The following is a 13363-nucleotide window of genomic DNA, read 5'->3' as shown; positions in this document are numbered from 1 at the left end:
GTGTGACATATGGACGTGAAACGTCACACCACGCAGACGGCGGGATCCTCCGCGCTCGCGGACACCCGCAGCCGTCAGACGGCGACCAGAGTGGCCGATGACGTGCTGCTCGACGCCGCACGCTCGTGCGTGCTGGCGGTCGGTGTGCGCCGCACCACACTCGCCGAAATCGCCCGTACCGCCCGCGTCAGCCGGATGACGGTCTACCGCCGCTTCCCCGACGTCCGCAGCGTGCTCGCGGCGCTGATGACCCGCGAGTTCAGCGGGCTGCTGCGCACGGCGAGCGAGCGCGGCGCCGACGCCGCCGACAGCCGCGAACGGCTCGTGCTCATCGCCTCGGCCGGGGTTCGCGCGCTGTCGGACGACCCGCTGTTCCGCACGCTGCTCGACGTCGACCCCGAGCTCGTGCTGCCGTACATCGTGCAGCGGCTCGGCGCGACCCAGAAGTTCGCCGAGCAGGCGTTGCACCAGCTTCTGGCGGCCGGACACCAGGACGGCTCCATCCGGCGCGCGCCGGTCGCGGCGCAGTCCCGCGCGGTGCTGCTGGTGGTCCAGTCCTTCGCGTTCTCGCTGCGACCGGCGACCGCGGACGTCGACGAAGCCGCACTGCTGGCGGAGTTCACGCACGTGCTCGACGCGGCACTGAAGCCGTGACGTCCGGCTCCCTCAACGCGCGGCGCCGCGATCGCGAACTCGCCGGGCTGGCCGCGGGCGAGCGCGTCGACGTCGTCGTGGTCGGCGGCGGCGTCACCGGCACCGGCATCGCGCTGGACGCGGCTTCCCGCGGGCTGTCGGTGGCGCTCGTGGAGGCGCACGACCTCGCGTTCGGGACGTCACGCTGGTCTTCGAAGCTCGTGCACGGCGGCCTGCGGTACCTGGCCCACGGCGAACTGGGCCTGGCGCACGAAAGCGCGGTCGAGCGGGGCATCATGATGACGCGGACCGCGCCGCACCTGACGCGCGCGATGCCGCAGCTGTTCCCGTTGTACCCCAGCACTTCCCGGGCCCAGCAGGCGCTGGTGGCGGCCGGGCTGCGCGCCGGTGACGCGCTCCGCCGGGCGGCGCGGACGCCGTCGTCGGTGCTGCCGCGACCGCGTTCGGTCCCCGCGGTGGAGGCGTTGGCGTTGGCGCCAGGGCTTTCCGCGCACGGGTTGCGCGGCGCCCTGCTGGCCTACGACGGCGCGCTGGTCGACGACGCCCGGCTGGTGGTTTCCCTGGCCCGCACGGCGGCGTCCTTCGGCGCGCGCATCCTGACGCGGCTCTCGGCATCGTCGCTTTCGGCGGACCGGGTCGCCGTCGTCGACGGTGTTTCGGGTGACTCCTTCGACATCCACGCGCGCCAGGTGATCAACGCGACCGGCGTGTGGGCGGGCACCCTGACGGGCTCGGTCCGGCTGCGGCCCTCGCTCGGTTCGCACCTCGTGCTCGCGCCGGGGACGGTGCCGATGGGCACGACGTCGGTCAACATCGGCGTGCCCGGCGAGACCAACCGGTTCGTCTTCCTGCTCCCCCAACCCGACGGGCGGGTCTACCTGGGACTCACGGACGAGCCGGTCCCCGGGCCGATCCCGGACGTGCCGGTGGTGCCCGAGTCCGATGTGGACTTCCTGCTGTCACTGGCTTCCTCGGTGCTTTCGCGGCCGCTGACCCGGGCGGACGTGGCGGGGTCGTACGCGGGGCTGCGGCCGCTCGTGGAAGGCACGGGCGGGCGATCGGCGGACCTGTCCCGCAAACACGCCGTGCTGGCCGGTTCCGACGGGTTGCTGACCGTGGTCGGCGGGAAGCTCACGACGTACCGCCGGATGGCCGAGGACGCCGTCGACGCGGCGGTCCGCCTGGCCGGCCTGTCCCCTGCACCGTGCCGGACCGCGCGATTGCCGTTGCTGGGCGCCGCTTCGCGGGCGGAGTTGTCCCTTGTGGACGCTCCAGCCCGGCTGGTGGCGCGGTACGGGACCGAGGCCCCGCGGGTCGCGGCGCTGGGCGAGCTGGACGCGGAGTTCGCGGCCCCCGTCGCGCCGGGCGCCGGGATCACGGCAGCCGAGGTCGTGTGGGCGGTCCGGAACGAGGGCGCGCTGGACGTCGACGACGTACTGGAGCGCCGCACGCGGCTGGCGTTGATCCCGGCGGACGCCGAAGCCGCGCGGGCCAGGGTGGCGGAACTCGTCGACAAGTCGCTGGCCGGTCTCACCTGAGCGCGGTCTTCACTTGGCTTAGAGTGAGGACATGACCGAGGGGACGCTGGAGATCGACGGGATCTCCAAGCGCTACGGCACGAAGGTCGCGCTCGACGGCGTCTCCTTCGACGTCCGCGCCGGGGAACTGTTCGGCTTCGTCGGCAGCAACGGGGCCGGCAAGACCACGACGATGCGGATCGCGCTGGGGGTGCTCGCCGCCGACGCCGGCGAGGTGCGCTTCGACGGCAAACCGGTGACGCACGAGGCCCGCACGCACATGGGGTACATGCCGGAGGAACGCGGCCTGTACCCGAAGATGAAGGTGCTCGACCAGCTCGTCTACCTCGCCGAGCTGCACGGGCTCAGCACCAACGAAGCCCATCGCAACGCCGAAGACTGGATCGCCCGGCTCGGGCTGGCCGAGCGTCGCAAGGACGAGGTGCAGAAGCTCAGCCTCGGCAACCAGCAGCGCGTCCAGCTGGCCGCGGCCCTGGTGCACGACCCGGCCGTGCTGGTGCTCGACGAGCCGTTCTCCGGCCTCGACCCGCTCGCCGTCGACGTGATGAGCGGGGTGCTGCGGGAAAAGGCCGCAGCGGGGGTGCCCGTGGTGTTCTCCAGCCACCAGCTCGACCTCGTCGAGCGGCTCTGCGACCGGGTCGGGATCATCCGCGGGGGCCGGATGGTCGCCGTCGGCAGCGTCGGCGAGCTGACCGCGGGCGCGAGCAGCAAGCTCGTGGTCACCGCGCCGGACGCGCGGCCCGGCTGGGCCGCGGGCCTGCCCGGGGTGCGCGTCGCCGAGAACCACGGCACCACCACCGTGCTCGACCTCGACCCGGGCGCCGACGACCAGGCCGTGCTCGCCGCGGCGCTGGGGACCGGGCCGGTCACCGAGTTCAGCCGCCGTCGCCGCTCGCTGACCGAGCTCTTCCGCGACGCGGTGGCCGATGAGGGGGGACGATGAAGAAGCTGAGCGGACGGCGGGCCGTCTGGCTCGTGCTGAAGCGCGAGCTGAACACGCGGCTGCGCACGCGGTCGTTCGTGATCGGTACCGCGGTGCTGCTGGTGCTGCTGCTCGGGTACGTCGGGTTCCAGACCGCGCTGGCCGGCTCGTCGGACAAGAGCACCGTGGGCCTGACCGGCCAGGCGACCGGGATCGCCAAGCAGCTGCAGGTCGCCGCCGCGCAGTCCGGGCGCGAGGTCGAGACGGTCACCGTGACCGATCCGGCCGAGGGCAGGCAGCAGGTCGAGAACGGCGACCTCGACGCGCTCGTCTCGGGCAGCGCGGCGAAGCTGACCGCCACCTACAAGTCCGCTTTGGACAACCAGCTGCGCCGGGTGCTCGACCAGGTCGCCCAGCAGCAGGTGCTCGACGGCGTCCTGTCGTCCGCGCAGCTCGAACCGGCCGAAGTGATGGCGCAGGTGAGCAGCACCCACGTCCAGGACGACGCCCTCTCGCCCGAACCCGCCGACCACACGCAGCGGCTGGTCCTCGGCCTGATCGTCGCGTTCCTGCTCTACATGAGCATCATCACCTACGGGATGATGGTCGCGCAGGGCGTGGTCGAGGAGAAGTCGAGCCGGGTCGTGGAACTCCTGCTCGCCAGCGTCCGGCCGTGGCAGCTGTTGCTGGGCAAGGTGATCGGGATCGGCCTGGTCGGCCTGACCCAGCTGGTGATCCTCGGCGCGGTCGGCCTGCTGGCGGCGACGGCGACGGGCGTGTTCACCCTGTCCGGCTTCGCGACCGGCGCGGTGCTGTGGGGCCTGCTCTGGTACCTGCTCGGTTTCCTGCTGTACGCGACGATCTACGGCGCGCTCGGCTCGCTCGTGTCGCGGCAGGAGGACACGCAGGCGGTGGTCGGGCCGCTCAACATCATCCTGGTCGTCGGGTTCGTCGCGGGCTTCAACCTGCTGCTGCAGGACCCTTCCGGCACGGCGGCGAAGGTCGTCTCCCTGATCCCGCTGCTGTCTCCGATCCTGATGCCGGCCCGCATTTCGACCGGCGCGGTGACGGGCTGGGAAATCGGCCTGTCGCTCGCGCTGACGCTGGCGACCGTCGCGCTGCTGACCTGGCTGGGCGGCCGGATCTACGGCAACAGCGTGCTGCGCATCGGCAGCCGCATCAAGCTTTCCGAGGCCCTGCGTGGCTGAAAAGCTCGTGAGTGGCAAGTCGGGTTCTAACCCTACTTACCACTCACGACGTGATCTTGCCGTAGCGCTCCAAGGAAACCTGGCGCTCCTGGGCGTGGTCGACCATCGGCTCCGGGTACTCCTTGGGGCGCTCCTTCAGCTTGTGCACCGCCTTGCCCGAGACCGGGCGTAACTCCGGCACGTACTTGCGGACGTAGTCGCCGTTGGGGTCGAACTTCTCCCCCTGCGTCGTCGGGTTGAAGATCCGGAAGTACGGCGCCGCGTCGGTGCCGCAGCCCGCGACCCACTGCCAGTTCAGCTGGTTCGACGCGAGGTCGCCGTCCACGAGGTGCTTCATGAAGTGGCGGGCGCCGAGCCACCACGGCAGGTGCAGGTCCTTCACCAGGAAGCTGGCGACGACCATCCGGACGCGGTTGTGCATCCAGCCCTCGGCCAGCAGCTGCCGCATCCCCGCGTCGACGATCGGGTAGCCGGTCTTGCCTTCGCACCACCGCTCGAACGCCTCGGGGTCCTCGTCGTGCTTCATCCCGTCGAACCGCTTGTCGTAGTTCTTCCGCGCGGTTTCCGGCCGGTTCCACAGGACGTCGGCGTGGAATTCGCGCCAGCAGATCTCACTGCGCAGCGACTTCGCGCCGACGCGGTCGTCGCCGGCCAGGTCGGCCAGGATGGTCCGCGGGTGGATGCAGCCCCAGCGCAGGTACGGCGAAAGCCGCGTGGTGCCCTCGCGGTCCGGCCGGTCGCGGTCCTCGTCGTAGGTCTCGATGCCGTCGTCGAGGAACTCGTGCCAGACGTCGAGCGCGGCCTGCTCGCCCGGTTCGGGCAGGGTCGCCGAAACCCGGGGCGGCTTGGGGGTCTTCAGCGAGCGCGGCGGTTCGACCCAGTCCACAAGGGACGGTCCGGTGTCCGCGGGCGAGTGCCACCCGCGCGCGGTCCACGCCCGGTAGAACGGCGTGAAGACGCGATAGGGGTCGCCGTCCGGCTTGGTGACCCGGCCGGGCGTCACCGCGTACGGGGAGCCCGTCTCGACCCAGTCGATGTCGTTCTCGGCCAACGCTTTCGCGACTTCGGCGTCCCGGCGGCGGCCGTACGGGCCGGTGTCGGCGCTGACGTGCACCGCGGCCGCGCCGATCTTCTTCGCCGCCTTGACGACCTCGACCGCCGGTTCGCCGCGGACCAGCATCAGCCGGCCGCCGAGCTGCTCGTCCAGCTTCTCCAGGCAGCCGTACATGAACGCCTCCCGCGGCGCGCCGCCCGGCTTGAGCAGCGCCTCGTCGAGGACGTACAGCGCGAGCACGTGCTTGCTGTGCTTCGAGGCTTCGAGGAGGGCGGCGTGGTCGCCCAGCCGCAGGTCGCGGCGGAACCACAGGACGACGGGTGCTTCTTTGGTCACGCGGCCCAACGATAAGCGCCCCGCCGTGCGGGTGCACGGCGGGGCGCTTACTTCACGCTATGAGGGTTACCGCTCCGACATCGGGGTGTAGTCCCGCGAAGCGTGGCCGGTGTAGATCTGCCGCGGGCGGCCGATCTTGGTGGCCGGGTCGTTGATCATCTCGCGCCAGTGCGCGATCCAGCCCGGGAGCCGGCCCAGCGCGAACAGCACCGTGAAGAACTTCGTCGGGAAGCCCAGCGCCCGGTAGATCAGGCCGGTGTAGAAGTCCACGTTCGGGTACAGCTTCCGCTCGACGAAGTAGTCGTCGGACAGCGCGGTTTCTTCGAGCTTCTTGGCGATGTCGAGCAGCTGGTCGCCGCCCTTCAGCTTGCCGAGGATCTCGTCGGCGGTGTTCTTAATGATCTTCGCGCGCGGGTCGTAGTTCTTGTAGACCCGGTGCCCGAAGCCCATCAGCTTCACGCCCTTTTCCTTGTTCTTCACCCGCTCGACGAACTTGGCGACGTCGCCGCCGTCGCGCTGGATGCCCTCGAGCATGTCGAGGACCGCCGCGTTCGCGCCGCCGTGCAGCGGGCCGAACAGCGCGTTGATACCGGCCGAAATCGAAGCGAACAGGTTGGCCTCGGACGAGCCGACCAGCCGCACGGTCGACGTCGAGCAGTTCTGCTCGTGGTCGGCGTGCAGGATGAACAGCAGGTCCAGCGCCTTCGCGATGTCCGGGTCGACCTCGTACGGCTCGGCCGGGAAGCCGAACGTCATCCGCAGGAAGTTCTCGACCAGGCCGAGCGAGTTGTCCGGGTACAGCAGCGGCTGGCCGACGGACTTCTTGTACGCGTAGGCGGCCAGGGTCGGGACCTTGGCGAGCAGCCGGATGGTCGACAGCTCCACGTTCGGCTCGTCGAACGGGTCGAGCGAGTCCTGGTAGAAGGTCGACAGCGCCGACACCGCGCTGGACAGGACCGGCATCGGGTGCGCGTCGCGCGGGAAGCCGCTGAAGAAGGCCTTCAGGTCCTCGTGCAGCAGCGTGTGGCGCTGGATCTTCTCGGTGAAGTCGGCCAGCTGGGTCTGGGTCGGCAGCTCGCCGTAGATCAGGAGGTAGGAGACCTCCACGAAGGTCGACTTCTCGGCCAGCTGCTCGATCGGGTAACCGCGGTAGCGGAGGATGCCGGCGTCACCGTCGATGTAGGCGATGGCGGACGACGCGGCGCCGGTGTTGACGAAACCGGGGTCGTAGGTGATGTACCCCGTCTGCGCCAGCAGCTTCCCCAGTTCGATCCCGGGCGCGCCCTCGACCGGGTGGACGATCTTGAACTCGTGCTCGCCACTCGGCAGGGTCAGCTTCGCGGTTTCGCCGCCGGACTGCCCCGCAGTCGTCGCGTCGGACATGCAAGTCCCTCTCACGTTCGGCACGGAGCGGCGGCGCCTGTACGTTTCACAGGTAGCCACGTGTTCACGCGAGGAAACACTGGCGCCTCGCTGCACACCGCCCCGCTGGGGTATGAAGAATGCCTCTCTACGCTAGTCGAGGAACTGGTGTTCGCGCAGCGGTGGCGTTGCTCCTGGGGCCCCCTTTGGGACCAGGTTCACACGCTCGACGCCATATCCGCGGAAGTCGGCGGCTCGGCACCGCTGCGGGACACCGTTATGGACGCCGCTTTCGCCGCGAAAGCCAGGGCCTCCCGCCACGCGTCCGCGCCGAGAGAAGCCAGGTCGGTGACCTCCCGGGTGTGCAGCCAGGCCAGCAGCGCCCCCTGCACGGTGTCGCCGGCGCCGATCGTGTCGACCACGGCGACCTTCCGCGACGGCACGTGGGCCAGCTCACCTGCGGCGGTGATCACCGAGATGCCGTCGGCGCCCCGGGTGAGCACCACGGCGTCCACACCGGACTCGATCCACGTCTTCGCGGCGGCGAGCGGGTCGGCGCCGCCGGTGAGCCACGCGGCGTCGTCGTCGGAGATCTTGAGCAACCGGACGTCCGGCAGCCACGACGCGAACCGGGCGCGGTAGGCGGCCGGGTCGGTGATGAGCGCTTCGCGGATGTTCGGGTCGAGGACGGTCAGCACGCCGCGGGCGGCCTCGCGCCGCAGCACCGCCTCGTACGCCGACGCGCCGGGCTCGAGAACCATGCCGAGCGTGCCGAGCGAGAGCGCGGTCACCTCCTCCGGCAGCGGGCCGGGGTCGGCGACGAGCCGGTCCGCGGTGCCTTCGACGTAGAACGTGTAGTGCGCGGCGCCCTTCGCGTCGAGCGCCACGACGGCGAGCGTCGTCGGCTCGTCGCCCCGCTGCAGGAGAGAGGTGTCGACGTCGGAAGCGTGCAGGCGCTCGACCATCGCTTCGCCGAAGCGGTCGGTGGAGACGCGGGACAGGAACGCCGACGGCACGCCGAGCCGCCCGGCCGCCAGGGCGACGTTGTACGGGCCGCCGCCCAGCCGGGGCAGCAGCGCGCGCAGCCCACCGTCCACAGTGGAATCCAGGGGGTCGCCGGGAACCAGGTCGACCAGAGCTTCTCCGCCTACGACGATCACGCGGGGAGTTTAATGGAGTTCAGGCTGACAATTCCTGTCCGCTATTTGTTCAGCCCGCCGAGCAGCAGTTCACCCAGCGCGGTGAACGCCTCGGCGTCGGAAACGTCGGTGCGCTGGCCGACCACCCCGGTCTGGATGCCTTCGATGATCAGCCCGGTCATCTCGGCCACGAGCCGGGCGTGGACGTCGCGGAACACCCCGTCGGCGACGCCCTTGTCGATGAACCGCCGGAGCCGCTGCGCCGCGAACCGGCTGTTGACCTGGTAGGCCTCGCGTGCCGGGCCGAACTCGGCGAGATCGCGCATGAACGCCGCCGACGCCCGGTTCAGGTGCTCGGAGACACCGGCCAGGTACTCCCCGATGAGCTTGCGCGCGTCGTCGATCCCGGCGATGCGCTCCTCGATCCGCTCGGCGGCGCCCCGGAAGAAGTGGGTGACGACCTTGACCGCGAGCTGCTCCTTGCTGGGCGCGAGCGCGTAGAGCGTCGACTTCGAGCAGCGCAGGCGCCCGGCGAGGTCGTCGAGGGTGAAGGCGGCGAAGCCCTCTGCGAGGAAGAGCGCCTCGAGGTCGGCGAGCAGGGCGCGCTGACGCGCGGTCGGCCGTCGGCGGGGTTCGGGGCGCATCGGCTCACTATCTCCTACGTGTTCCGGCCACCCCAGGCCTGTCGTACTGTACTCTAGGCAGGCCCACAGTACTGTTTTCAGTACCGCTTTGGAGGACGAAGATGCCCGCCGAACGCTTGCTGCCCTCGTCGGAGGCCGAAGCCCTGGTCGACCTGGCCCGGGAGATCGCCCGCGAGGAGCTCGCGCCGCGCGCGGCGGCGGCTGAAGAGGCCGAGCAGTTCCCGCGCGAGCAGTTCCGCCTCCTCGGCAAGTCCGGCCTGCTGGGGCTCCCGTACGCGGAGCGCTGGGGCGGCGGCGACGTGCGGTACGAGGTCTACCTGCAGGTCCTGGAGGAGCTGGCGGCCGCGTGGATGACGGTCGGCGTCGGGCTGTCGGTGCACACGATGTCCTGCTACGCGCTGGCCGAGTACGGCACCGACGAGCAGCGCGACCAGTGGTTCCCGGACATGCTCGAAGGCGGCCTGCTGGGCGCGTACGCACTGTCGGAGACCCAGGCGGGCTCGGACGCGGCCGCTTTGTCGACTCGCGCGCGGCTGGACGGTCCGGACTACGTCGTCAACGGCACGAAGGCGTGGATCACGCACGCGGGCGTGGCGGACTTCTACACGACGATGGTCCGCACGGGCCCCGACGAGATCTCGTGCCTGCTGGTCGACGGCGCCACGGAGGGCCTGTCCGCGGCCCCGCGCGAGCGGAAGATGGGACTGACGGGCTCCCCGACCGCCCAGATGATCTTCGACGGCGCCCGCGTCCCGGCCGCGCGCCTGCTGGGTTCGGCGGGCGACGGGATGCGCATCGCCCTGTCGTCGCTGAGCTCAGGCCGCCTCGGCATCGCGGCTTGCGCGGTGGGCCTGGCCCAGGCGGCGCTGGACGAGGCGGTGGCATACGCGAAGAGCCGCTCGCAGTTCGGCCGCGCGATCATCGACTTCCAGGGCGTCGAGTTCCTCCTGGCCGACATGGCGGCGATCGTGGAGTCGTCCCGGGCCTGCTATCTGGAGGCCGCACGGAGGCGCGACCGCGGCCTGCCGTTCCAGCGCCAGGCATCGATCGCGAAGCTGGTGGCCACGGACGGCGCGATGAAGGTGACGACGGACGCGGTCCAGGTCCTCGGCGGGGCGGGGTACACGCGGGACTTCCCGGTGGAGCGCTACATGCGGGAGGCGAAGGTGCCGCAGATCTTCGAGGGGACGAACCAGATCCAGCGGATGGTGATCGCGCGGGAGCTGAAGAAGGCCTGATCGAGCGGCTTCTGTCACACGGTTGGGGCACCTACGGTTGCACTCGGATTCCGGGCGCAGCGAGGAGACGTCGTGACCGAACTTTCCCAGCCAGGTCGGTGGGGGATCCCCGATCACCTGCTGACGATCGAGGAGTACGCGGCGCTCGGGGAAACCGACACGGGCTTCACCGAGCTCGTGGAAGGCCGCATCGTGTTGTCCTCCAACTCCGAGCCCCAGCACAACATCGCGGCGTTCGAACTGGCGCGACAACTCGTCCGGCAGGTGCCGGACCACCTCAAGGTCGTTCCCGGCACCGACGTGGACCTCGGTCTGGCGTCGGCCGGCAGCCCCGGCTTCTCCCGGCGGCCCGACCTGATGATCGTCGACAAGGCCGAGATCGCCCGAGTCCGCGAGGACGGAGGCATGATTCGGGCCGAAGAGGTAGCGGTCGTGATCGAAGTCGTGTCACCGGGCTCGACTGATCCGACCTGGTCGAGCGAACGCTGTCCCACCCGCGCGACGGATACCGTTTTCCGCATGCCCGACCAGCTGTTGACCATCGAGGAGTACCGAGCGCTCGGCGAGACCGACCGCGGCTTCACCGAACTCGTCGAAGGCCGCATCGTCCCCTCGCCCGGGGCCGGCCGCGCGCACAACCTGGCCGCGTGCCGGTTGGCCGCGCAGCTGGAACGGCAGCTGCCGCGCGGGCTCGCCTTCGTCCTCGGTACCGACCTCGACCTGGGCCTCGCGCCGCCCGGTGAGCCCGGCTTCGCGCGCCGCCCCGACCTGCTGGTCTTCGATCGGGCCGCCGGTGAGCCGATCCGTGCAGACGCGGTCGCCGTGGTCATCGAGCTCGTGACCCCGGGCTCCCGCCGCACGGACTACCGCGTCAAGCACGACGAATACGCTGACGCGGGAATCCCGCACTACTGGATCGTCGACCTCGCCGAGCCGGTCACCCTGATCGCCTGCCAGGGCTACCAAGACGGGCCGGCGGTGACGGGGACCTTCGCGACCAGCGAACCGTTCCCCGTCGAGCTCGACCTGGGCGCGTTGATCGGGCAGCACGCCGGAACCGCCCGGTAACCGGCGTGCCGCCCGAAACTCAGCGGGTCTCGCGGTACCTGCGGTCCTTCGAGACGCCCTCGCCCAGCTGCTCGTCGAAGTGGTACACCTCGTCGCCGCGGACGAAGACGCGCAGCGCTCGGTTCATCACGTCGAGCGGGTCGCCGCTCCACAGGACCACGTCCGCGTCCAGGCCCGGCTTCAGCGACCCGATCTGGCCGTCCAGGCCCAGCATCGACGCCGGGTTGACGGTCAGCGAACGCAGCGCCGTCGCCGGGTCGAGGCCGTCCTTGACCGCCAGGGCCGCCTGGTAGACGAGGAAGTTGATCGGGATCACCGGGTGGTCGGTCGTGATCGCGATCCGGACGCCCGCGCGGGCCAGGATGCCCGCCGAACGCAGGGTGCGGTTGCGCAGCTCCACCTTGGACTTCGTGGTGAACAGCGGGCCCAGGATCACGGGCACGTCCCGCTCGGCCAGCAGGTCCGCGATCAGGTGACCCTCGGTGCCGTGGTTGATGACCAGCTTGTAGCCGAACTCGTCGGCCAGCCGCAGCGCCGTGACGATGTCGTCCGCGCGGTGGACGTGCTGGTCCCAGTACAGCTCGCCGTCGAGGACCTTCGACAGCGTCTCCATCGTGAGGTCGACCTCGTGGGGCTTGCCCTCGGACTCGGCGTGCGCGCGCTTGGCCTGGTAGTTGCGGGCCTTGGTGAAGGCCTCGCGCAGGATCGCCGCGACGCCCAGCCGCGTCGACGGCGTCTGCTTCTTGTCGCCGTAGACGCGCTTCGGGTTCTCGCCGAGCGCACTCTTCACGCTGACGTGCTCCGCGAAGATCATGTCGAGGATGCTGCGGCCCCAGGTCTTGACGCCGATGGTCTGGCCGCCGATCGGGTTGCCCGACCCCGGCTTGATGACGACGCTCGTGACGCCGCCGGCCAGCGCGTCGTCGAAGCCCGGTTCGTACGGGTCGATGCCGTCGATCGCGCGGAAGCGGGCGCCGTTCGGGTCGGTCATCTCGTTGGTGTCGTTGCCGGCCCAGCCCTCGCCGTCCTCGTGGACGCCCAGGTGCGCGTGCGCGTCGATGAAGCCGGGCAGCACCCAGGTGCCCGCCGCGTCGACGAGCTCGGCGTCTTCCGGGATGTCGACGTCGGCCTCGGCACCGATCGCGACGATCTTGCCGCCGTCGATGAGGACCGTGCCGCCGTCGATGGGTTCACCGTCGATGGGGACGACGTAGCCCCCGACAATTGCCTTCGCCATAGTTCGCCACGCTAACGAACTCGTCCGGACGCGCGCACCCGACCCCGCCGGCTCACCGGACGCGGATGCCCCAGCTGCCCGTCCACGACGCCGACGGCTCCAGCTCGATCAGGTCGGTGCCCGTGTTCAGCGCGTCCGCCGGGCAGGTCATCGGCTCGATCGCGACGGCGCGGCCGCGGCCGACCAGGTCGTCCGGGGTGAAGACCTGCGCCCAGCGGAAGTCGGGGCCGGTCCAGACGACCAGCTGCCGGTCTTCGTGGGACAGGACGAACTGGTGCTCACCGTCCGAAGCGGACAGCGAGCCGAACGCCGTGTCCAGGTCGACACCGGCCAGCACCCGCCCGGCGCGGAAGTCGTACTCCGTTCCCTCGACGTCCCGCTCCGGCGCGTACGGCATCTGCTCGTCGCCCAGGTACGGGCGCACCCGGCTCGCCGGCAGGGTCAGGGTCAGCTCGTCGGTCGGGACGTCGCCGATCCGGAAGTACGGGTGCGTGCCGACGCCGACGCCGATCGGCTGCTCGCCCTCGTTGCGGATCTCGTGCGTCACGGTCAGCTCGCGCGGCGCCAGCTCGTACGTCACCGTCGCGCGCAGCGGCACCGGCCAGCCCGGCTGCGCCTCGACGTCGACAGCCAGGGTGATCGACGACTCGGCGTGCTCCAGCAGCTCCCACTCGAGGTGGCGGGTCAGGCCGTGGATGGCGTTGCCGCGCGCCTCCTCGGTGATCTCGAGCTGCTGCTCTTCGCCCTGGAACGTCCACTTCCCGGCCTTGGTCCGGTTCGGCCACGGCAGCAGGACCTGCCCGGCGCCCTTCGGCGGCTTCTCGTCTTCGCCGAACTCCTCGACGTACGGCACGCCGCCGACCTCGAACGCGCGCAGCCCGGCGCCGATCTCGGTGACGACGGCTCGTGCGTTGCCGCGGGTGATCTCGAACTGCTGACCGGTCGGGTTGCCCATGGGCACGA

The 13363-nt window shown here is 70.7% G+C and carries 12 protein-coding genes and 1 pseudogene; 7 read left to right on the top strand and 6 right to left on the bottom strand.

The annotated features are described in order from the left end of the window. Positions 1–90 precede the first annotated feature (90 nt). Genes SD460_RS11195 through SD460_RS11180 form a run of 4 tightly spaced genes read left to right on the top strand, consistent with a single transcriptional unit; the run spans position 91 to position 4322 of the window. The gene (locus tag SD460_RS11195) at positions 91–654 is read left to right on the top strand and encodes a TetR/AcrR family transcriptional regulator (protein ID WP_290053159.1); all 564 of its coding nucleotides are present in this window, start codon (positions 91–93) and stop codon (positions 652–654) included. Continuing rightward, positions 651–2192 (top strand): glycerol-3-phosphate dehydrogenase/oxidase, encoded by a 1542-nt coding sequence (locus SD460_RS11190; protein ID WP_318306128.1) that lies wholly within the window; start codon positions 651–653, stop codon positions 2190–2192. The genes SD460_RS11195 and SD460_RS11190 overlap by 4 nt, the downstream gene beginning before the upstream one ends. 31 nt (positions 2193–2223) lie before the next feature. Then, positions 2224–3135: an ABC transporter ATP-binding protein gene (locus SD460_RS11185; protein WP_318306127.1), complete on the top strand. Its 912-nt coding sequence runs from the start codon at positions 2224–2226 to the stop codon at positions 3133–3135. After that, positions 3132–4322 carry an ABC transporter permease gene (locus SD460_RS11180; RefSeq protein ID WP_290055214.1) on the top strand — a complete coding sequence of 397 codons (1191 nt, stop codon included), beginning with the start codon at positions 3132–3134 and terminating at the stop codon, positions 4320–4322. Before SD460_RS11185 ends, SD460_RS11180 begins: the two co-directional genes overlap by 4 nt. A 43-nt stretch (positions 4323–4365) precedes the next feature. On the opposite strand, the gene SD460_RS11175 is transcribed toward SD460_RS11180, so the two are convergent. The 4 genes from SD460_RS11175 to SD460_RS11160 all read right to left on the bottom strand — a co-directional run bounded on the left by SD460_RS11175 (position 4366) and on the right by SD460_RS11160 (position 8857). Further along, positions 4366–5712 (bottom strand): cryptochrome/photolyase family protein, encoded by a 1347-nt coding sequence (locus SD460_RS11175; protein WP_290055212.1) that lies wholly within the window; start codon positions 5710–5712, stop codon positions 4366–4368. A gap of 66 nt (positions 5713–5778) precedes the next feature. Then, entirely contained in the window at positions 5779–7095 is a 1317-nt protein-coding gene (locus tag SD460_RS11170) for a citrate synthase (protein WP_290055210.1), read from the bottom strand. A gap of 197 nt (positions 7096–7292) precedes the next feature. Next, on the bottom strand, positions 7293–8234 hold the full coding sequence (locus tag SD460_RS11165) for a carbohydrate kinase family protein (RefSeq protein WP_318306126.1): 942 nt from the start codon (positions 8232–8234) through the stop codon (positions 7293–7295). Positions 8235–8275: 41 nt separating this feature from the next. After that, complete coding sequence (locus SD460_RS11160; RefSeq protein WP_290055206.1) at positions 8276–8857, bottom strand: TetR/AcrR family transcriptional regulator; 582 nt, start codon at positions 8855–8857, stop codon at positions 8276–8278. A 101-nt stretch (positions 8858–8958) separates the two neighbouring features. Here SD460_RS11160 and SD460_RS11155 point away from each other — a divergent pair, with 101 nt between their 5' ends. From SD460_RS11155 to SD460_RS11145, 3 genes and pseudogenes are all read left to right on the top strand, one after another. Beyond that, on the top strand, positions 8959–10095 hold the full coding sequence (locus SD460_RS11155; protein WP_290055205.1) for an acyl-CoA dehydrogenase family protein: 1137 nt from the start codon (positions 8959–8961) through the stop codon (positions 10093–10095). Between the two features lie 72 nt (positions 10096–10167). After that, positions 10168–10545 (top strand): annotated as a pseudogene (locus SD460_RS11150) (Uma2 family endonuclease); the annotation flags it as partial. A gap of 69 nt (positions 10546–10614) precedes the next feature. Next, complete coding sequence (locus tag SD460_RS11145; RefSeq protein ID WP_290055226.1) at positions 10615–11163, top strand: Uma2 family endonuclease; 549 nt, start codon at positions 10615–10617, stop codon at positions 11161–11163. A 19-nt stretch (positions 11164–11182) separates the two neighbouring features. Here SD460_RS11145 and SD460_RS11140 read toward each other — a convergent pair whose 3' ends face one another. Together SD460_RS11140 and SD460_RS11135 are read right to left on the bottom strand one after the other, a co-directional pair. Next, entirely contained in the window at positions 11183–12400 is a 1218-nt protein-coding gene (locus SD460_RS11140; RefSeq protein WP_290055203.1) for an amidohydrolase, read from the bottom strand. A gap of 52 nt (positions 12401–12452) precedes the next feature. Continuing rightward, entirely contained in the window at positions 12453–13355 is a 903-nt protein-coding gene (locus SD460_RS11135) for an aldose 1-epimerase family protein (RefSeq protein WP_290055201.1), read from the bottom strand. Positions 13356–13363 lie beyond the last annotated feature (8 nt).

It is taken from the genome of Amycolatopsis solani, assembly GCF_033441515.1.
Lineage (GTDB): Bacteria > Actinomycetota > Actinomycetes > Mycobacteriales > Pseudonocardiaceae > Amycolatopsis > Amycolatopsis solani.
This window is presented reverse-complemented; position numbering and strand designations above follow the sequence as displayed.

Coding starts and splice junctions, on each gene's coding strand:
- SD460_RS11135 (WP_290055201.1), bottom strand. CDS start 13,355: ATGGGCAACCCGACCGGTCAGCAGTTCGAGATCACCCGCGGCAACGCA.
- SD460_RS11155 (WP_290055205.1), top strand. CDS start 8,959: ATGCCCGCCGAACGCTTGCTGCCCTCGTCGGAGGCCGAAGCCCTGGTC.
- SD460_RS11170 (WP_290055210.1), bottom strand. CDS start 7,095: ATGTCCGACGCGACGACTGCGGGGCAGTCCGGCGGCGAAACCGCGAAG.
- SD460_RS11160 (WP_290055206.1), bottom strand. CDS start 8,857: ATGCGCCCCGAACCCCGCCGACGGCCGACCGCGCGTCAGCGCGCCCTG.
- SD460_RS11140 (WP_290055203.1), bottom strand. CDS start 12,400: ATGGCGAAGGCAATTGTCGGGGGCTACGTCGTCCCCATCGACGGTGAA.
- SD460_RS11145 (WP_290055226.1), top strand. CDS start 10,615: ATGCCCGACCAGCTGTTGACCATCGAGGAGTACCGAGCGCTCGGCGAG.
- SD460_RS11185 (WP_318306127.1), top strand. CDS start 2,224: ATGACCGAGGGGACGCTGGAGATCGACGGGATCTCCAAGCGCTACGGC.
- SD460_RS11180 (WP_290055214.1), top strand. CDS start 3,132: ATGAAGAAGCTGAGCGGACGGCGGGCCGTCTGGCTCGTGCTGAAGCGC.